At 65.7% G+C, this 18,921-nt stretch carries 20 protein-coding genes; 4 read left to right on the top strand and 16 right to left on the bottom strand.

Features of this window, described 5'->3' with window-relative positions; genetic code table 11:
* Positions 1 to 3: 3 nt before the first annotated feature.
* From LAQ74_RS04510 to LAQ74_RS04500, 3 genes are all read right to left on the bottom strand, one after another.
* A complete protein-coding gene (locus tag LAQ74_RS04510) occupies positions 4 to 1,227 on the bottom strand; it encodes an AGE family epimerase/isomerase (RefSeq protein ID WP_224335498.1) in 1,224 nt (407 codons plus the stop codon).
* Positions 1,228 to 1,310: 83 nt separating this feature from the next.
* A complete protein-coding gene (locus tag LAQ74_RS04505) occupies positions 1,311 to 1,568 on the bottom strand; it encodes a BolA family protein (protein WP_224335496.1) in 258 nt (85 codons plus the stop codon).
* An 83-nt stretch (positions 1,569 to 1,651) separates the two neighbouring features.
* On the bottom strand, positions 1,652 to 2,257 hold the full coding sequence (locus tag LAQ74_RS04500) for an HdeD family acid-resistance protein (protein WP_224335494.1): 606 nt from the start codon (positions 2,255 to 2,257) through the stop codon (positions 1,652 to 1,654).
* A gap of 150 nt (positions 2,258 to 2,407) precedes the next feature.
* Here LAQ74_RS04500 and LAQ74_RS04495 point away from each other — a divergent pair, with 150 nt between their 5' ends.
* Positions 2,408 to 2,860 (top strand): DUF7988 family protein, encoded by a 453-nt coding sequence (locus LAQ74_RS04495; RefSeq protein ID WP_224335492.1) that lies wholly within the window; start codon positions 2,408 to 2,410, stop codon positions 2,858 to 2,860.
* Here LAQ74_RS04495 and fen read toward each other — a convergent pair whose 3' ends face one another.
* Positions 2,861 to 3,841, bottom strand: coding sequence for a flap endonuclease-1 (gene fen, locus LAQ74_RS04490; RefSeq protein ID WP_224335491.1), 981 nt, complete (start codon positions 3,839 to 3,841; stop codon positions 2,861 to 2,863).
* Positions 3,842 to 3,866: 25 nt separating this feature from the next.
* Positions 3,867 to 4,466 carry a GNAT family N-acetyltransferase gene (locus LAQ74_RS04485; RefSeq protein ID WP_224335490.1) on the bottom strand — a complete coding sequence of 200 codons (600 nt, stop codon included), beginning with the start codon at positions 4,464 to 4,466 and terminating at the stop codon, positions 3,867 to 3,869.
* Positions 4,467 to 4,611: 145 nt separating this feature from the next.
* On the opposite strand from LAQ74_RS04485, the gene LAQ74_RS04480 reads away from it, so the two are divergent.
* Positions 4,612 to 5,031, top strand: a complete 420-nt coding sequence (locus LAQ74_RS04480; RefSeq protein ID WP_224335488.1) for a DUF3054 domain-containing protein — start codon at positions 4,612 to 4,614, stop codon at positions 5,029 to 5,031.
* A gap of 39 nt (positions 5,032 to 5,070) precedes the next feature.
* Here the strand turns inward: LAQ74_RS04480 and LAQ74_RS04475 are convergent, their stop codons facing one another.
* Positions 5,071 to 6,390: an MFS transporter gene (locus tag LAQ74_RS04475; protein ID WP_425498509.1), complete on the bottom strand. Its 1,320-nt coding sequence runs from the start codon at positions 6,388 to 6,390 to the stop codon at positions 5,071 to 5,073.
* Positions 6,391 to 6,775: 385 nt separating this feature from the next.
* On the opposite strand from LAQ74_RS04475, the gene LAQ74_RS04470 reads away from it, so the two are divergent.
* Together LAQ74_RS04470 and LAQ74_RS04465 are read left to right on the top strand one after the other, a co-directional pair.
* Positions 6,776 to 7,000: a DUF8015 family protein gene (locus tag LAQ74_RS04470; protein ID WP_224335487.1), complete on the top strand. Its 225-nt coding sequence runs from the start codon at positions 6,776 to 6,778 to the stop codon at positions 6,998 to 7,000.
* Positions 7,001 to 7,173: 173 nt separating this feature from the next.
* Entirely contained in the window at positions 7,174 to 8,172 is a 999-nt protein-coding gene (locus LAQ74_RS04465) for an ornithine cyclodeaminase family protein (RefSeq protein ID WP_224335486.1), read from the top strand.
* An 85-nt stretch (positions 8,173 to 8,257) separates the two neighbouring features.
* Here LAQ74_RS04465 and LAQ74_RS04460 read toward each other — a convergent pair whose 3' ends face one another.
* The 10 genes from LAQ74_RS04460 to LAQ74_RS04415 form a co-directional block, all read right to left on the bottom strand.
* Positions 8,258 to 8,701 carry a DUF8215 family protein gene (locus LAQ74_RS04460; protein ID WP_224335484.1) on the bottom strand — a complete coding sequence of 148 codons (444 nt, stop codon included), beginning with the start codon at positions 8,699 to 8,701 and terminating at the stop codon, positions 8,258 to 8,260.
* Positions 8,702 to 8,805: 104 nt separating this feature from the next.
* A complete protein-coding gene (locus LAQ74_RS04455; RefSeq protein WP_224335482.1) occupies positions 8,806 to 9,873 on the bottom strand; it encodes an mRNA surveillance protein pelota in 1,068 nt (355 codons plus the stop codon).
* A gap of 261 nt (positions 9,874 to 10,134) precedes the next feature.
* Positions 10,135 to 10,830, bottom strand: coding sequence for a DUF4013 domain-containing protein (locus LAQ74_RS04450; RefSeq protein ID WP_224335474.1), 696 nt, complete (start codon positions 10,828 to 10,830; stop codon positions 10,135 to 10,137).
* A 60-nt stretch (positions 10,831 to 10,890) separates the two neighbouring features.
* Entirely contained in the window at positions 10,891 to 11,865 is a 975-nt protein-coding gene (locus LAQ74_RS04445; RefSeq protein ID WP_224335472.1) for a DUF4013 domain-containing protein, read from the bottom strand.
* A gap of 79 nt (positions 11,866 to 11,944) precedes the next feature.
* The gene (locus tag LAQ74_RS04440; RefSeq protein WP_224337381.1) at positions 11,945 to 12,640 is read right to left on the bottom strand and encodes a DUF4013 domain-containing protein; all 696 of its coding nucleotides are present in this window, start codon (positions 12,638 to 12,640) and stop codon (positions 11,945 to 11,947) included.
* Positions 12,641 to 12,795: 155 nt separating this feature from the next.
* The gene (gene rqcH / locus LAQ74_RS04435; protein WP_224335470.1) at positions 12,796 to 14,919 is read right to left on the bottom strand and encodes a ribosome rescue protein RqcH; all 2,124 of its coding nucleotides are present in this window, start codon (positions 14,917 to 14,919) and stop codon (positions 12,796 to 12,798) included.
* A gap of 62 nt (positions 14,920 to 14,981) precedes the next feature.
* Positions 14,982 to 15,803, bottom strand: a complete 822-nt coding sequence (locus tag LAQ74_RS04430) for a DUF4397 domain-containing protein (RefSeq protein WP_224335469.1) — start codon at positions 15,801 to 15,803, stop codon at positions 14,982 to 14,984.
* 229 nt (positions 15,804 to 16,032) lie between these two features.
* Entirely contained in the window at positions 16,033 to 16,497 is a 465-nt protein-coding gene (locus LAQ74_RS04425) for an SHOCT domain-containing protein (protein ID WP_224335468.1), read from the bottom strand.
* 146 nt (positions 16,498 to 16,643) lie between these two features.
* Positions 16,644 to 18,362: a tRNA uridine(34) 5-carboxymethylaminomethyl modification radical SAM/GNAT enzyme Elp3 gene (locus LAQ74_RS04420; protein ID WP_224335467.1), complete on the bottom strand. Its 1,719-nt coding sequence runs from the start codon at positions 18,360 to 18,362 to the stop codon at positions 16,644 to 16,646.
* 115 nt (positions 18,363 to 18,477) lie between these two features.
* Positions 18,478 to 18,906, bottom strand: a complete 429-nt coding sequence (locus LAQ74_RS04415; RefSeq protein ID WP_224335466.1) for a PaaI family thioesterase — start codon at positions 18,904 to 18,906, stop codon at positions 18,478 to 18,480.
* Between the last annotated feature and the right edge of the window lie 15 nt (positions 18,907 to 18,921).

Here is an 18,921-nt window from a genome sequence, read left to right as displayed (position 1 = left end):
GAGTCAGCCGAGACTCCGTAGCGCCTCCCAACACGCCCCGACCGGGTGATACCCCGGTTCGACCGCTGGACTCTCGTTCGTGTCGACGTACTCGTTCTCGCGCGTGAGCCGCCCGTACCAGTTGCCGCCGGGGGCGACGAGATTCGCCTCGGCGTACGCCCAGAATCGGTCGTACCACGCTAGATACCGCTCCTCGTCGCTCTCGTCGACGATGTCCGACAGTGCTATCGCCGCGCCGATGGCCTCGGCGACCGGCCAGCCGTACTTGTCGTCGACGACCGGGTCGCCCTCGCGGTCGAGCGTGTAGTAGAAGCCGCCGTACTCGTCGTCCCAGCCGTCGAGCGCCGCCTCGAACAGTTCGGTCGCTCGTTTACGGAGCCACGGTTCGTCGCTGTGCCGGGAGAGCATTACGGTCAACTTCGCCCACTCGGCGTGGTGGCCCGGTTGGTAACCCCACGGTCGGAAACGGTCGTCAGGCTTGTCGCGGTTGTACGCGAAGTCGTGCTCCCACTCCTCGGTGTAGTGTTCCCAGAGGCGACCGCCCGTCTCGGCGGCGAGGTCGACGGTCATACGCCGCGCGATGGTCAGCGCCCGGTCGAGGTACCGCCGGTCGTCGGTCGCCTCGTACGCGCCGAGCATCGCTTCGCACATGTGCATGTTCGCGTTCTGGCCGCGATACGGTTCGACGGGGTTCCAGTCGGCATCGAGTTCGCTCCGGCAGAGGCCGTGCTCCTCCTCCCAGAAGCGGTCGTCGACGACGTCGACCGTCTCTTCGAGGCGCTCGCGTGCGCCGGAGATACCCGCCATCGCCGCCTCGGCGTACGCGAGTAGGACGAAGGCGTGACCGTAACAGGAGCGCCGCTCGTCGACGGGGTCGGTGCCCGAGAGGAGCCATCGGTAGCCGCCGGTCTCGGGGTCGCGGTGGGCGTCGGCGAGAAAGTCCGCGCCGTGGGCGGCCGCCGTGCGACACCAGTCGAGCGTGTCCGCGTCGGCGACGTTCGAGTCCGCCGCCGACTCGTCGAGACGTGCGCCGCGAGCGAAGTTGACGACGAAGCGAGCGGAGGCGACGAGGTGTCGGGGTTCGGGGTCGTAGACGCCGCCGTCGCGCTCGTCGAGTTGGGCGACGAAACCGCCGCGCGCCTCGTCGACGCAGGTCGGGTAGTAGAACGTCAACACGTCGGCGACGTGGCCCCGAAGCCACCCGGGGTCGCGGAACCGGTCGGTCATCGTTGTAGGATTCGACGCGAGCGCGGCGCAAAAGCGTGGGGGGAGCAGACGGTCGAGACGGCGAGCGCCGGGACGCGCAGCCGCTACCGCGCGTCGGACTCGTCGGGCGTGTAGGTCTTTATCTCCATCGCGTGGATGTCCGTCGTCATGCGCTCGCCGAGGGCGTCGTACACCATCTGGTGCTGCTGGACGAGTGACTTCCCCTCGAACGCCGGCGAGACGACGACCGCGGCGAAGTGGGCGTCCTCGTAGTTCTCGTCGGGACTTCGCGGTCGCGACACGGTCGCCTCGGCGTTCTCGATATGGGCTTCGATGAGTTGCTCTATCTCGCTGAGGTCCATGTCGAATGCGAGGCACGCAGCACCTAAAATAAAGTGGATATCTGTCCGACACGTCCCGACGGCGCGTCGGCCGCGGCGGTCTCTCAGACGCTCCGGGCCGCCGAGGACGCCGCGTCCTCGCGGGCGTGGCTGCGGCCATCCATGGCGACCATCACCATCGAGATGCCGGATGCGAGGAGGTTCACGCCGAACAGGAGGCCGACCGCCCAGAGAGCGGTGCTCGGGAAGCCGACGAACAGCAGCGCCGCGACGACGAGGCCGAGGACGCCGCTGGCGACGACCCACCCCCAGTTGGCATCAGGGCGGAGACGCAGCCCCATCGCGATCTCCAGCAGGCCGTCGACGAGGAAGTACGCGATGAGCAGTATCGTCAGCGAGACGAGGCCGTACACGGGATTTGCGATGAGCGCCACACCGGCGACGGTGTAGAGAATCGCGATTCCACCCTGTACGAGGGCACCCGTCCAACTCTTCGCACCGAACGCGTGGATGCCGCGCAGCGCCGCCCCGACGATGAGGAGTGCTCCGAGCAACATCGAGAGCGCGACGCCCGTCACGAACGGCGCGAGGATGGCGATAACGCCCATTACCGCGAGGATTCCCCCGACGATCATGAGCGTGCGCCACGTCGCGGATACGTCGGCGACGGGGCGGTTCATCTGTATTGTGGATGTCTCTTCGGAACTCATGGTACTCAACAGTCGTGTGATGGTCACGCAAAAACATAAACTAGCGTTCATAACCAATCCGACTCTCGCCCGTCGGAACCGGTCGGTTCCCGGGCCAGTACGTCGCTTCCGGTGGTCAACCGTTTTGTACTCGTAGTGTGAGCACTCCGCGTGTCGTCTCCCACCGATCGCGTTCGAACGCAGTTGCTCTCCGAGGAGTCCGACCTCCTCGACGCGATCGTCGACTGTGCGGACGCCGTCGCCGCCGGATGGTCCAGCGAGACGACGCGTGACCGCGAACGTCTCGTTCCGCCGCTCGAAGCCGTCCTCACCGGGACGGGTGTCACCGGACGGTTGCCGGGTCTGCTCGCTCGCTGCGTCGACGCCGCGGGGGAGGAACTCGCGGCACCGCCCGTGGCCGCACCGCCGTACGTGGTCGTCACCGCGACGGGTCCGGTGCTCAGAGCGACGCTCGAACCCGGTCGACTCGTGATTTCGCTTCGCGTCTTCGAGGTCGAACGCGGCGACGACAGCGACGGCAGCGACGACGACGGTGCGGGCGGCCCGCGGTACCGCCGCCGGGGGAGAACGCCCGCAGAAATCGTCTCCGTCGAACTCCGGTAGTCAGGTCCAGCGGTCGAGTCCCGTCTGACTGAGCGCGTCGTCGATGCGGTCGAAGCCGCGTTCGACCTCGTCGGCGTCGACCTCCCACTCCTCGGTGACGTACGCGCGCGCCGCCGAGACGTCGGGGTCGAGGTCGGTGTCGAACTCGTACTCGTCGGTGACCGGCGGGTCCAAGAAGAGGTCGCGGATGCGATCGGCGAACTCGACGTGCTCGCCGCGCGCCTCCAGCACCGAGAAGAGGTCGCCGTGTTCTTTCACCAACGTGAGCGCCGTCTTCGGACCGATGCCGTCGATACCCGGGTTGAAGTCCGTCCCGCAGAGGATGCCAACGTCGACGAGTTGCTCGTAGGTGAGGTCGTGTTCGTCGAGCGTCGCGTCCAAATCCATCAGTTCGGGGTTGCCCGAACTCGTTAGCTGGCGGAGCGTCAGCGGCGCACCGAACAGCAGGGTGTCGTAGTCCTCGCTACCGACGTAGTCGGCGTCGCCGCGCCGAGCCATGTACGACGCCTGCGCCTCGCCCTCGGCGGGTGCTTCGACGTAGGGGACGTCGAGCAGGTCGAGCAGTTCACGGCTGGTCTGCTGGATGACGCCCGTCAGTCGCTGCGTGCGTGCTTCGAGGCGCGCGACTTCGATGTGGTCGCCGCGCTCGCGTGCGTCTTCGAGCCGTTCCTCGGCTTTCTCGCGCTGTTCGCGTCGCTCGGCCACCTCGTCGTCTTTCAACTCCGTCACCCCGCCGTCGAAGACGAAGACGGGGACGAGGTCGTGCTCGAAGAACTTAGGCAACCCTTGAACGATGCCGACGAGGTTTGCGACTTCCTCTCCGTTTGCCGTCGTGTATACCTCGTCGCGGGTCCACTTCACGGTCGTCGTCAGATACCGGTAGAGCCAGTTGTGCGCGTCGACGGCGACGATTCGGCCGTCCAAATCGTCAAACGACACCTCCGAGAGCGCCGCCAACTGGCGCAACGCTGCGTTTCCCATTGGGCGACGTTGGACCGTCTCCGAGTTAAACGTCCCCACTTTCGGGGGCCTCGATACGCCCCGGCGGGTCGGCTCTCTCCTCGGATTCGAGAAACGCCCGCTCGCCGTCGCCGAGGTCGCGGCCGCGGTATGCGTCCAAGCCGGATTGGTACGCCTCGCGGTCTCTGTCTCCTCGTCTCTCGTCGACCAACGCTCGCTCCAACACCAACTCTGCCAACCCGGTCTGCCGTCCGGTGTACGCGAATCCGGCCCTGTACAGCGCCTCGTAGGCAAACGGGTTGTTGACGGCGATGCGGAGTCGGTCGTACCCTCGTTCCCTCGCTCGTTCCACGAGAAACGCGACGAGTTTCGGTCCGAGTCGGTCGCCGCGGCGGTCCTCGCGGACGGTGACGTAGCGAATCCAGAGCGTCGAGGCGTCGGTTCGGTCCTCGTTGAACGCGACTGCGGCGAGCACGTCGCGATCGAACTCGTCGTCTGCGACCGCTTGATCGGCCCCTCGCTCCTCGTCGCGGACGACTGCCTTCCCGGTGTTCGACATGACGAACTTTCCGGCGTAGCTGAACTGTCGGTAGTCGAGGCGCAGCGTCGGCCCGTCTTCCGGCCAGCCGAGCACGAGGAACTCCATACTGTCGGATTCGCTCGCTGCGACAAAAGGCCGCCCGGTCGCGTCGGCGAACTTCGGAGACCGCGTCGGCGCGATCTGTATGCCACTTTCTCACGCGCCAACCGACAAACCGGACAATCATTAGGCCCCGTACGAATCACCCGATATGGCCACCCAATCGGAATCGTTCTGGGACCAACGAATCGACCGGGGAACGCTGCCCTTGGCTGTCGGCGACCTGCTCGTCATCGGCCTCGTGTTGACGTTCGGCGTCGTCATGCACAACGACGTCTCCTACCTCACGGCCGACCCCGTCGGTTGGCTCTCGACGCTCGTACCGTTCTACATCGGCTGGTTCATCTGCGCGCCGCTCATCGGGGCGTACTCCGCCGGGGCGGGTGAGTCGGCGAAGGCGTCGATTCCGCTCGCGATTCGCTCGTGGGTTCCGGCGGACATCGTCGGCCTCGGCATCCGCGCCTCGCCGTTCTTCGAGGGCGGCGCGGACCCCGTCTTCATCGTCATCTCGCTCGTCACTGTCGGCGTCGGACTCGGCGTCTGGCGGTGGCTCGTCTTCAAGGTTCGCTGAAAACCGAACTCGGTTCGTCTCTCGACGGTCGACCCGAACTCAGACCGTCGACGCGTTCCGCGAGAGATACACGCCGACGAGCGACGCGACGGTGGCGAACCCGGCGAGGGTCACGAACAGCGCACCCGGGGAGGCGTATTCGAGAATCGCGCCCGCGATAGCGCCGCCGAGCGCGCCGACGCCGAAGACGCCGAGATACGTGTAGCCGTACGAGAGGCCGCGCGTCCCCGCGGGCGTGTACTCGGCGACGGTCGCCTGATACAGCGGTTGGACGACGAACAGCGAGAAGCCGAGCACGGCCGCGACCGCCAGAAGCGGCACGATACCGAGGTTCGCCACCGGGAGGAAGACGAGCGCGAGCACGGCGAGCGCGCCGAACGCGCCTGCGATTCCTCTCTCGGGTGCGACGCTGTCGGTCAGTTTCCCGCCGGCGTACTGGCCGAACACGCCGATGATGAGTAGCCCCGAGTAGATGTACCGCTCGGGGTTGAGTTGGCTGTCTCCGGAGGTTTCCAACCCCACCGACGAGAGCAGACTCTCGGGAACGAACGCCGACAGCGGCACCGGATCGACGCCCGGCAGTCCGGCGAGCAACTGCGGGAGGAACGTGAGGACGCCGCGGTAGTACAGCCCCGAACACATCACGACGACGAAGACGAAGACGAAACTCCCGGCGAACAGTCGCTTCGACTCGGTGACGAACTCGGCCCACGACTCGACGCCCGCATCCGCCTTCGAGCCGCCGTCGGTCTCCGCTGCCGCGCCGCTGACGGCGGCGGTCTCGTCGAACTCGGCGCGGGAGGCAAACAGGGCGGCCAGTAACGCCGGAACGGCGAGCACGACCGCGACGACGCGCCAGTCGACGAACAGGAGCAGGATGGCAGCCAAAAGCGGGCCGAGTCCGATGCCGACGTTTCCGGCGATACCGTGGTAGGCGAACCCGGTCCCGCGCTCTTCGACGCCTTTGCTGATGAGCGCCAGTCCGGCGGGATGGTAGACGCTCGCAGCGGCACCCCACAACAACAGCGCGAAGGCGATGGCGATGACGCTCGGCGCGACGCCGAGGACGAAGAACGACGCCGACATGCCGAGCAAACAGAGCGTGATGAGACGCCGTGAGCCGAGTCGGTCGACGAGTACGCCGCCGGGGAGCGCGCCGAGACCGAAGAGGCCGTAGCCGACGGTGACGACGAGGCCGAGCGTCGCCTCGTTCACCGGGAACTGCGCGATACCGAGGTCGATGACGCTGAACTCGCTCAGCCAGATAGTGACGAAGATGGGAACGGACAACTCGTAGGTGTGGACCATCCCGTGAGCGAGCATCACGAGCGCCACGATCGAACGGTCGTTACGGTTCACGCTGGAGATTCTAACGACTGAAGGGTTTAACTCTCCGATGGGGGCAAGCCGGACGACTCCCCCTCTCGGAAGTCGGTCCCACCTGTCGACAGTCGACCCCACCTGTCGACGGCCGACGACCCGAGAATAGCGCGATGGTTACACGAGCGGAATTCACCGACCGTGGCATATAGATCCATGGGTGTGGGTAGGAATACCTGCCGAAAACAGCCGATAGAAGCGTTCAGATGGTAGTCGAACGGCTCCGCCTCTGAGTGTCGCGTTCGAAGTGCAGCGGGTCCATATCTCCATAACTTATGAAAATCCCATGTGGTAATTTTGCTGTGGTTGCCTTTCAGTCATAGGAAAGAATTATATATCCCCCGTGCATACTTTGTAATACATTATGACGGGATACTACGACTACGTTCTTGGACTCATTCCGCTCGTGTTGTTCGGCGTTACTGCAATACTCACCATCGCCGGCGTCGGTCTCACGACCGCCGTCCCCATCGCGGCGATGGGCTCGGTCGGCATCATGGGTCACGCGCTGTTCGTCAACGGCCCGGTGGAGAGTCAACCGGTTGCGGCCTCCCAGAGCGCCAACACCCAGCCGCTCAACGCCGACTGAGTCCGTCCCCGTCCTTTCTCCTCTTCTCTCCTCTTCTCTTCTCTTCTCTCCTCTCCTCTTCTCTCCTCTCTCTCGTTCTTCGCTCGTACGCTCCTTCTGTCCAGTACTCGTAGCGAGGCGTTCGTTTGGCCGACGCCCGCACGGTTTTAGGCGTCGCGTCCGTTGCGACGGGTATGACAGACGCGCTGTTTCTCACGAGCGACGATGTCGCCGGACTCGCGACGCCTACAGAGTACGTCGAGGCGGTCCGAGAAGGCTACCGCCAGCGCGGCGAAGGCGCACCCGCCGAACCGCGGACGAAGCTCACCAACGACGACCCTCCGGGGATGCTGACCACGTACGCCGCCGTCCTGCCGGAGACCGGTGCGATGGGCGGTTACACGTACGCCGCCGGCTTTGGCGAGCGCGACGCGTGGTTCATGACGCCGCTTTTCGACGCCGAGTCGGGCGAACCGCTCGCGTTACTCGACGGTGCGAGAATGAACCCGTTCAAGACGGGTGCGGCGGGCGGCGTCGCCGTCGACGCCCTCGCCCGCGACGACGCCGAGTCGGTCGCCATCATCGGCAGCGGCGCGCAAGCGCGCGGACAGTTGCGCGCGACGGCCGCGGTCCGCGACGTCGACACCGTCTGGGTGTACTCGCCGACGAAGGAGCATCGTGAGTCGTTCGCCGGAGAGATGGACCGACTGCTCGACGCGAGCGTCGCCGCCGTCGCCTCCAGCGCCGCCGCCGTCGAAGGCGCGGACGTCGTCGTCACGGCGACGAACGCTTCGGAACCGGTGTTCGACGGCGACCTGCTCGAACCGGGAACGCACGTCACCGCGATGGGCCAGTACAGCGCGCACAAACGGGAGGTCGATACGACGACCATCGAGCGCTCGAAGTACGTCCCCGACCTCCGGGCGCGCGCGACGAGAGACGCCGGGTCGTTCCTCCACGCGATGGAGGAAGGCGTCGTCACCGAGGACCACATTTATGCCGAACTCGGCGAGGTCGTCGCGGGCGAGGCGGCGGGTCGCGAGGGCGACGGGGAGATTACGCTGTTCGATAGTGGCGGGACCGGCATCGAGACGGTCGCCTCCGCGTACATGCTGTACGAGAGAGCGCGCGAGGAGGGTTTGGGGACGAGCATCGACTTCGCGCCGGCCAGCGAGGCGCTCACGGGCGAGTGATGACACGGTGACTGCGGCGTCGTCCGACGAGTAACGGTGGCCGGTCGCCGCGTGACCGAGACGCCGATTCGACGCCGAACCGCCGTCAGATGCTCACTCTGGAGACGTGAAACAGCGCGTCGAGGACCCGCGGTAACGCCGCTAGCGCGACTACCGAGAGGACGGCGGGGACGACGACGACAGCCCACCCGACGCCGGTTCGGAGGTAGGCCTCGGTCCCGAGATACGTCCCGATACCGACGACACCGCCGTAGTACGCCGATCGAACCGGCATCGTTCGGATCTGGCCGACGCGCGGCCACGCACCGACGTCGAGATACCGGCCGCGGAAACTCCCGGCGGCGAACACGGTGGTCGAAAGCGACGCCAACGCCGCCGCCGACACCGGCCCGATGGGGCGAACGCCCAGCAGGAGCACGAGCACCGGCAGCGCGAGAAACGACACTTCCATCCCCGCGAAGAAGACGAAGTCGAACCATCGCTCGAAGCGGTCGGATACCGTTCGTCGGACTCCGCTGCGGCGCGCCACGGAAACGTGTAGGGTTCGAGATGCAAAAGCGTCATCCCCACCTCGTGACGTGTTCGCGAGGGTGGAGACGGCCGATTGCCGGTCTTAAGAACGGGGCTGTCGCGTTACTCCAACCGGTACCGCAAGAGCGCCGCGATGCCGCCGAGGTTTTTCAACTGCTGGCCCGGTTGAAACTCTGCGGAGAAGACGGTCACCTCGCCGCCTTTCTGCTCGACCGTCTCGATTATCTCGTTGACGTCGCGCTCCCAGTCGCCGCGGCCCTGTCGCTCGTCGCGCAGGCGGGAGTCCAAAATTAGGAGCTCCTCGACCGCGCCGAACTCCGCGGCCTGCGCCACCTGTTCGACGCCGTAGGCGGCCTTCGCGCCCTCGGCGATTCGCTCCATCAGGTCGTCGATGCGCTCGGCCTCGCGGGCGATGCGCGTCTCCTTCTGTACGTCGTCGACCGCGCCGCGCTTCAACACTTCGTGGACGCCGCGGTCCCCGACGCTCGCGGTGTCGACGGTGGTCAGCTTCTCGGCCACCTCGGGGTAGTTGTCGGCGATGTGGTCGCGGGCGTCCTGCTTCGTGAAACCCGGTCCAGCCAGGATGACGGTGTCGGCGTCGACGTGCGACAGCGCCGACCCGAGTTCGTCGAACAGTTCGCTCCGCGGGCGGGCGTACTCACCCTTCCCCGTCGGAGCCGTAAACGATGCGTACTCCTCGGTGCCGTACTGGGCGACGGTGTGGATGTACGCCTCGCCCTCCTCGACGGTAGCGATGACCACGTCGGGGTTCTCGGTGGCGCGCTCGGCCTCCTCGATGCGGTCGATCTGGTCCGGTTTGAACCGTTTCTCGATGGTTATCTCGCCGCGCTCCTCGACGTTGAGCGTGTGGTGGTGGCCGAGTTGGTCCTCGCGGGAACAACCGACGATGACGCCGCTGACGCGCAGTCGGTTGGCGAAGCGGGCGAACTCCACGTCCTCGACTTCGAGGGTGATGTGGAGGTGTTCGCGCTCGCCGCCGGTGTCGCGCATCTGGTCGTCGTCACGCTGGATGCGGCGGGTCGTGTCGCCGGAGACGTGGTCACCGGGTTCGAGCACGTACGAGAGATGCCAGAGGTCGTCGACGTTCTCGGGGACGAGCGTGATGCGCTCGCGCCCCTCCTCGCCGCGACCACGGCCTGCGATTCGCATACTCGACTCTCGCTCTCGGGGGTTAAGGTGGCTTTGCATCGCCGTAGTCGACGACACCAGACCGACTCCCGCGACGCTCCCCCACGAGAGAACACGACGAACCCTTATCCCGGATGACGGAGCCACTCCCGCCCGTGCGTTGAAGATTGACTGCGGGTCGCTCCGATTTCGCTCGGAGCGAGGCCGAGGCTGTAGCGCGGTCGCCGCCCGCAGGAGAGGAGACGACCGCCAGTTCGCCATTCAGCCACATCAGCGGTGCAACTACGCCGACCCCGACCGTTCCGGCCGCTCCGTCGGGACGCTCTCGCCGCAGACGTGGCCGACCAGCGCCGCCGCCGCGACCTCAGCGTAGAACAGCACGAAGAAACCCACGAACCGGGGGAGCGTCCGCGGTGCGCCCATCGACACCACTACCGCGGCGGCGCTCAGAAGTCCACCGGCGGCGACGACGGCGACGAAGTACCGAGCGTCGGTGGCCGCCCGAAGCGTCGACCGGTCGAACGCCGCGCGGAAGCGGCGCGACTGCGCGTATCCGACGAGCGCCGCCGGGAGGAGGTACGCGACGCCGAGCGCAGCGAACAACGCCGCCGTCGACCCGACGAGAACGCCGAGACTCGCCGTCCCCGTCAGCGCTCCGGCCGAGAGACCGCTCGCCCCGCCGACCGTCACGAGCAGCACGGCGAGCGGTCCGGCCGAGTAGAGTCCGACCACCAGCGTCGCTTTCACTCCGTCCGCTGTGAGTCCCCGGAGGTCGTCGAACGTTGGCGGCGTTCCGTCTCTGAGCGCCGCCGAACCGCCGCTGCTCGCCTCGTCGAGCACCCGGACGAGATACCCGAGAACGAACACCAGCGGGACCAGCGGGACGAAGGCGGTGGCGACGTGGAGTCCACCGCCGACGATTAGCGTCTCCGCGGCGTCGTCACCGCCGAACGGATACCGAATCGACTCCCGGAGCATGCGCTCGTCGTTTCGGGGCGAGTCGTTTCATCGTATCGCTCCGCGCTGGTCGCAACGCTCTCACTGCTCTCCGCGTTCCCCACGCTCGAAACGTCGGTCATCGGGTCCATCTCGGTCGCTCCGATTGTCGTCGCCGCCCGCGTCGTCGTTCCGGTCGGCACCGACTTCGGTCTCGTCCCGAATTTCGCCGTCCGCCGGTGAGTCGGTCTCGCTTCCGCGTCCGTCGGTGAGACCGACACTCCGCCCGACCTGAACCGACGCCTCGACCTCCGGGCGGCGCTGTGCTCGTTCGACGCGCACCCGTCCGTCGTCGTCCAGTTCCGCTCCGAGCGCCGTCCGCGCCGCCAGTCCGTACACCGAGTGAACGACGGTCTGGAGGTAGAAGACGACGAACACGCCGACGAGAAACAACGACGTCGGAGCCCCGACCGCCAGCGCGACGACGAGCACACCGCTCGCTAGCACCCACCCCTTCGCGTATCCGCCGTCGAGGAGGGTTCGGCTGACTGCCCGCGGGGCGAACGCAGCGGTGAGCCGCCCGGTCGCGGCGTACGTCACGAGCGCGGCGGGAAAGAGGTACGCGAAAACTGGAAGGTAGAGTCCGCTCAGGAGCGTCGCGGACGCCGCCGAGAGCGTCACGAGCATCGACCCGGTCGGACCGCCGACGGGGCGCAGTTCGACCGCTACTGCCGTCACGCCGACGAGTGTCCACAACACGATGACAGGGACCAGATAGATGAACGCGACGAAATACGAACGGAGTCCGTCTCGGACCAGTTCTCCCCACCGGACGAACGACGGCGCACGCTCCGCGCCGCGAAGGCCCGCCTGCATCGTCCGAACGTAGTACCCCCGGAGCAGCAACGACGGGAGAAACACCACCGGAAGCGCGACGACGAGAAACGGGACGGTCGCCACCGTCGTCAGCCACCCCAGCGGCAGCAAGAACGCCAGCAACGTCAGAAACCCGCCCAAAAACAGCGTCTGAACCGCGTCTGTCGTGCGAGCGGGAGCGTTCAGCGCGTCGCGAAGCATCGACCGCACAGTCGGACCGTCGACACATAACCGTACCTCAACACCGAGTCTCGAAAAAGCGGTCTTCCGACGACGACCGTCAGATGGCGGCGCGTTCCTCGGGCATCTCGTCGTCGCGCATCGGGACGTGATGCATCTCGCCCCACGCGCGACCGATGATATAGTATCCCGCGACGGCGGCGTAGAACGTGACGAACACGCCGACGACGGTGCCGAGTATCGGAACGACGTTCAGCGCACCCGCGACGAGACCGGCGACGAGGAAGACGGCGAACGCCGTCAGCCACGCCGTCGCGTAGGTCCCTGAGGTGAGCGTCGATCGGAGCATTCCGATGTCGAACGCGGCACCCATCCGGCCAGTCTCGGCGTAGTTCGCCAATCCGGCGGGCAACGCGTAGGCGACGGCCAGAGCCGTCACGAAGACGACGAGCACGCCGACGAGGCCGAAGAGGCCGCTGACGACGCCGATGTTGCCGCCGTTGGCGGTTACGCCCGTGAGGACGGCGAAAACGATGGCCAGGACGATCGGGACGAACCCGTAGGCGAGGCCGATGACAAAGCCTTTCAGCCCGTCGACGGCCATCTCACCCCACTCGTCGAACGCGGGTGGTTCTTCGTCCCCACGCATCGAACTGCGGACGACGCGGAGCAGGTAACCGATGACGAGGAACGTCGGGACGATGAGGAAGCCGAGCAGACTGAGTATTCCGCCGATGAGGACGTTCTTGACCCAGTCGTCGCTGTTTCGTACGTATGTGAGCGATTCGGTAAGCATGATGTTTTCCGAGAACCCCCGCGAGTCGCTCCGGGCGTTCGTCACGAACGCGACGCTCCTCGTGTAGTTCTCAGCCTCTTGATACTCATTCGGAGGATTTAGCCCTTTCTTCGCGAAAGTCTGAAATTCAGACGTTCGGGGCGTTTATTTCGACATTACTCGACCATCTCGCTTCCACCCGGCGGGAGGAACTCCTGAATTTTGTCCGCGCTCGAGACTTTTCTGACGAACGACTGGTCGGCGAACCGTTTGCGGAGTTCGCGGTAGCACATCTGCGCCATGTCGTTTTGGGCGTAGCGCCCCGGTCGGACCCGAATCGACGTTTCGGCCTGTGGTTCGATGGCCGACGGCGGTCCGCCGACGACGCGCGTCTCCGGTTCGCAGGCGATGCCGACGGCGACTTCGGCTTTCACGTCGCGGTAGTACGTCCGGTCGCCGCGAACCACGAACGACCCTTTCTCGACGTACTCGCCGCTCTCGGGCGTCTTCGACACCTGGTCGTGCGTCACCATGTACGCGTCCCCGGCGAACCGCCCCTCCTTCCAGACGGAGGCGTACGAGACGGCGAACTGCGCCGCCTCCTGCTTGCTCTGTTCGGGGATCTCCACGTCGCGGGCGGGTTCGCTCGGGCCGGTCGCCTTCAGAATCGTTACCGGGCCGCCGCGGGCCTGCGTGTGGAAGAACAGGTCGCTCTTCCCGAGATACTTCTTCACCAGTTCCTCGTTCTGGTCGGCGTTGCGCCCGCCGATGACGAGGAAGTCGTCGCTGGTGCGGAACCAGCGGAACCGCTCGAACCAGTAGTCCTGTTGGCGGATGGGGACCGACTGCCGCGAGAGCCAGTCGATCTCTTCTTGCTCGTCGTCCCCGCTTTCCTCGTCCGAGTCGCCCTCGTCGTCTCGTTCCCACTCCTCGCGGCGTTGTTCGAGCGCCTCCAGTTGCTCACGGGTGTCCTCGATGGCTTCGAGCGCGCCCTGTTTCTTCTCCTCGACGCGCTTGGCCTCCTTGTACAACTGGTCGGCGTTCTTCTCGACGCCCATCGACACGTCGAGCGTCACGGTCGTGTCGTCGAGCGCGACGGTGACGGTTCCGTTCGCGCCGTCGACGCCGCGGACGGCCTCGGCCGCCTCGATACCCTGTTCTCTTCCTTCCTCGAACTTCTCGCCGATTTCGTCCCACGAGACGCTTTGCTCCCGCGCGCCGCGAATCGTCGTCAGAATCTCGTCGACGAGGTCGTAGCGCGCGTACACCTGCTCGGCGCGCTCTCGTTCCTCCTGGGCTTGCTCGTCGAAGCCGCTGATAGCGCCCTCCTGCTGGTCGACGATGCGCTGTTTCTTCTCTATCTCCTCCTCGAAGTCAGGTCTGCCGCTGTCGCCGGCGGCCCCGCTCCCACCGCCTCCGTCGTCGTCGCTGCGGTCGAGGCGGTAGAAGTACTCGTCGAGCGCGCCGTTGAACGAGTCGTACGCCTCGGCGTCGAGACCCTCCGATTCGTGCTCCTCCAGCGGGAACGGCGTCACGTCGACGACGGCGTCGTCCTCGAGGTAGACGCGTGGGTCGAACTCTCCCTTGGCGAGTTGCTCGCGGAGTCGTCCGAGCGCCTCGTACAGCTTCTCGTACTGCTCGTCGCCGGCGTCGGCGATGTCGAGCGTCTTCTCGACGCCCGCGCGACTGCACACCTCCTCGGCGTAGAGGCCGCCGAGATTCAACTGTGTCGCCAGCGTCCGCACCACGTCGGTGTCGGAGTCGTCCATCTTGTGCGCGAACGCTTCGTAGCGCACGTCCAGCGGGTTCAGCCGCGAACTCGGGAACTCGTACTGACTGCCCGGCGCGACGGTCCGCGATTTGAGCCGAACCGTCGAGAGACTGCTCACGACCTCGCGGTTCTCGTCCAAGACGGCGATGTTGCCTTGTCCGAACAGTTCAGCGACGAGTTCGGTGTCGGCGTCGGGTCGCTCGAACGTGAAGACGAGAATCCGGTCGAACTCGAACTGTTCGACGCCCGCGAAGTCCGCGCCCGACAGGCGGTTACGGAGCATCTTCGCGAAGTTCGGCGGGCGGCCGGGGGCGTCCGGCACGTGCTCGGCGGCGGCGACGTGTGCTCGCTTCACGTCGCCGACCTCCACGAGCAGTTCGACGCGGCCGCGGTCGAAATCTCGCATCTTGAGTCGCAGGAGGTCGTCGCCGTACAGATAGGCCTTGTCGACCTTCGCACCCTCGTACCGACGAAGCTCGGTCACGAGCGCGGCGAGGTCAATACTCGAAAGCTCCCGCTTTGGGTCCATACCGTTCGGTTCCCGCGGCGGCAAAAAAGGCGTGTCGTTCCGGCGAGGCGATGCTTCGGTTTCTACGCGGTCGTCGCGAAGAACAGCGCGAAGTCGCGGTTGCCCAGTTCGTCGACCACCTGTTGCGGTGGTTCGAGGTAGCCGGAAGCGTAGGCGGTGTAGCTGACGCCCGATTCGAGCGAAGCGGGTACGCTCGCGACGATGTCGCCGTCGTTTCTGGGAGTCGCCGCACGAATCTGTAACGTATACTCGGTCGCCGGGACTGGCAACGCATCGCTCGCGTTGCCGAAGCTGAGGCCGTCTATCAGCGTGAGCACGGCCTGTCCCTCGTCGTTGAACCGGAGTTGGCTCTCCGGAATACCCATCACCACCTCCGGCGGCAACTGTTGGAGCTGTTGATTGAGTCGCTCGGACTCGACGACGGCAGTCACATCGACCGGCGGTGCGTCCGGGGACGCGTGAACGGCTTGTACGACGGCCAGCCCCTGACCTGGCCGGCCGGAGAGCACCGGCGTGCGCGTCACGAGCGGTTGGATACTTCCGTCGCTCAACTCGCCGATGGCCGCGAGCGAGTAGTTACCTCGTTCGAGGTTCACCTGCGTGTCGATTACCGCCTGGTCCTGGCTTGCACCAGTCGGGGTGACGGTAATCTGGTACGTACCTATCGGACCGGAGAGATACGGGCTGACCTGCTGGAACTCCAGTCCTTCGAGCACCATCTCACCATCGAGGTAGACGTCGACGGGCGGCGCGTCCGGCACCGCGTGAACCGCTCTGACGCGGGCTGTCTGTTGCTGGGCTGCGGCGGTCTGTGCTCCGGCTCCGAGCGCTACTGCGCTCCCGCCGATGACTTTCAACGCTGTTCGACGTGACGTGTCTATCATTTCGAGTTTCCTCCAAGAATAATCTGGGTTTCATTCATCAAAAACCTCTACTCTTTCAAAAATTTTGGAAATTGTGGCGATCGTATCGATTGCCTAGGCAGTTTTTCAGGTGGTTGATACTCACTTGTGTTTTTGTATGTGGCGCCTGCGAGTCGGTTATCGGCGAAGGTCACGCGTCCGCCGAACGGTCGACGATAGCGCACACCCGTCAGAATCGTTCGTCCCCGTATTACTCTCGCTCGCGGATCAGATCACGAGCGCGGGCACGGTCCTCGACGTCTTCGAGCGTCTCCGTCTCGAGCAGTAGCTCCAGTTTCCGCTCGAACTGCGCTTCGGTCAGCTCGCCAGCAGCGTACCGCCGCCGAAGCGTCTCAAGTGGCGTCTCGTCGGTCTCAACGGCGGTAGAGTCGTCCGATTTCCGCTCCTGTTTCTCCTCGTCCGTCGACGACCCCCACCAGTCGTTCCACCAATCGTCGTCCCACCAGTCGTCGTCGTCCCACCACTCCTTGCGGTCCTCGTCGTCGCCGAACAGCAGCGCCACGAGCGGCACGACGACGATGTAGCCGATGAGCAGGGCAGCGAGCCACCAGCTCTGCCCCGTGAAGAGGGCGGCGAGCCAGAAACCGGTGACGACGACGGACGCGATCTCGGTCGCGTTCTCGCAAAGTCGGTCGGCGGGCGTCTCATCGTCCATACTCCGAAATAATTCACGGACGGTATAAACCTACCACCACGACCGTTTACGCTGCGGGCGCGCTCCGCGCGCCCTCGGTAAAACATCGATCAAAAGCGCTTCACGCTCCCTACGGTCGCGCTTGCGCTCGCTCGCTTCGCTCGCGTTCAGAGTCGTTTGCTGACGTACGGACCGTCCTGGTGGTAGCCCATCTTCTCGCGGTAGTACTGGCGAACGCCGATGCCGGAGATGACCGAAATCTTCTCGAAGCCGGCGTCGGCCGCGATATCTTCGGCCTCTCGGAGCAGCTTCTTCCCGTAGCCCTTGTGCTGCCACTCGCCGTCCGCGCCGATGCCCGCCTCGCTCCCGTAGACGTGGAGTTCGCGGACGAGCGCCGCGTCTTCGAGTTCGCGGCGCACGGGGTCGCGCGCGGAGAGTGCCGCGCCGCCCTCGGGAGCGGCGTGCGAGTACGACGGGAAGCGGAGGCGACAGAAGCCGACGAGGAGGTTTTGTTCCGTATCTTCGAAGCTGATGAACTTCTCGGTACCCCCGCCGGCCTCGTACTCAAGCACGCCGAGTTCGATGTCCGGCTGGTTAGGCGTCGCCTCGTTCATCCCCACCTCGCGGGCGCGGATGTCGTGGAGTTCGATTCCTCTCTCCTCGGCTCGCTGTTCGGCGAGTTGCCGGAGGTTCGACTTCCACACTCCGGCGTCGATGAAGTCGGCGGGAATGTCGCGCTGGACGCGCTGGAGGCGCGTGTACTTCGGAATCTTCCCCATCGCCTCTGCGACGATGTCGGCGGCCTCCTCGTTCGTCAGCGGGTCGTAGTCGTCGCGCCGCCACCGGTCGTAGATGCGCGTGCCGCGGACGACGAGCGTCGGGTAGATTTTGAGGTAGTCGGGTCGCCACTGCGGGTTCTCGAACAGCTGACGGAAGTCCTCGACGCACATGTCGCGCGTCATGCCCGGCTGGCCGGGCATCATGTGGAAGCCGACCTTGAACGCCGCGTCGCGCAGGCGGCGGTTGGCGTCGATGGAAGCTTGGTTGCCGTGACCGCGATGCATCTCGCGGTTGATGCGCTCGTAGGTGGTCTGGACGCCCACCTCGACCTTCGTCGCGCCCAAATCGAGCATCCTGTCGATCTGCTCGGGGTCGCACCAGTCCGGCTTCGTCTCGAACGTCGTCCCGATGTTTCGAATCTGTCCAGTTTCGTTCTCGGCGATGACGTCTTCCAGGTAGCGGAACTCGACATTTTCGGGGTCGGGCTTGAACGACTGGTCCTCGGCGGGCGCTGGCTTCGAATCCAGATCGTAGTCGTTCATCGCCTCCAGCGCGCGCTTGACGAACCACTCCTGGTAGTCGTGGCTGCGGGCGGTCATCGTCCCGCCCATCAGGATGAGTTCGACCTTGTCGACGGGGTGGCCGATGTGGCGCAGTTGTTCGAGTCGCAGCGTCACCTGCCCGTACGGGTCGTAGTCGTTCTGCACCCCGCGGGCGGCGGCGGGTTCGTGGCCAGTGTAGCTCTGCGAGGAGGAGAACTCCGACGCCGGGCCGCCGGGGCAGTAGAGACACTTCCCGTGCGGGCACATCTGCGGCGAGGTCATTATGGCGACCGGCGAGACACCCGAAGCCGTCCGGACGGGTTTGCGTCGGACGACCTCCTTCACGTCGTCGCGGTGCTCGTCCGGCGCGTGTTCGAGAACCTCGGTGTTCTTCGGTACCTTCGGCGAGGAGAACTCCGAACAGACCTTGAGCTTCTCGGATTCGAGGTCGTCGCGATCGATGTCGCCGTCGACGATGCGTCGGGCGAGCTCTGCGCACGCTTCGCGGAACGCTTCGGATTCTTCTTCGGTCGCGTCGGAAGCGTCGGGACTGTCGGTACTCATCGCGTCGGTGAGACCTCCGTACGGGCGACGAGTCGATTCATTACCTCCGTGTCGTCGGTTTTCGGGGTTAAGGGTGTCGCTCCCGCGGGCAATCGTGAAAGGACGGCGACCGCGGTCAGACGATTCGGACGGCGACGACGCTCCCCGTCGCCGTCACCTCGCCGACGGGACCGAGTTCGCTCCGGATTCGCATCCGCCGACCCACGTCGCCGTCGACCCACGCGCGGAGGTGAATCGGGCGGTCCAGCGGCGTCGGTCGGTGGGACTCGACGGTCAACTCGGCGGTGGCGTAGGTGATGTGCGGGTCGGTGTCGAGCGGAACTCCCTCTGCTTCCGCCGCGAACGTCATCGCGGTCCACATCGAATGGCAATCGAGCAACGACGCGATGTAGCCGCCGTACATCACGTTCGGTGCGCCCGCGTTGTACCGGGCGTCGGGGTCGGCGACCGCCACCAGTGACTCGCCGTCGTCGCTCAGGTAGCTGTGCAGGTGGTGGCCGTGCGGGTTCGCCGGGCCGCAGCCGTGACAGGTCAGTTCCGGCAACGAGTTCTGAATAGG

Origin of the sequence: Haloprofundus halobius, from assembly GCF_020097835.1 — an archaeon.
Lineage (GTDB): Archaea > Halobacteriota > Halobacteria > Halobacteriales > Haloferacaceae > Haloprofundus > Haloprofundus halobius.
The sequence above is the reverse complement of the archived record's forward strand: the minus strand, read 5'-3'. Positions and strand labels throughout refer to the sequence as shown.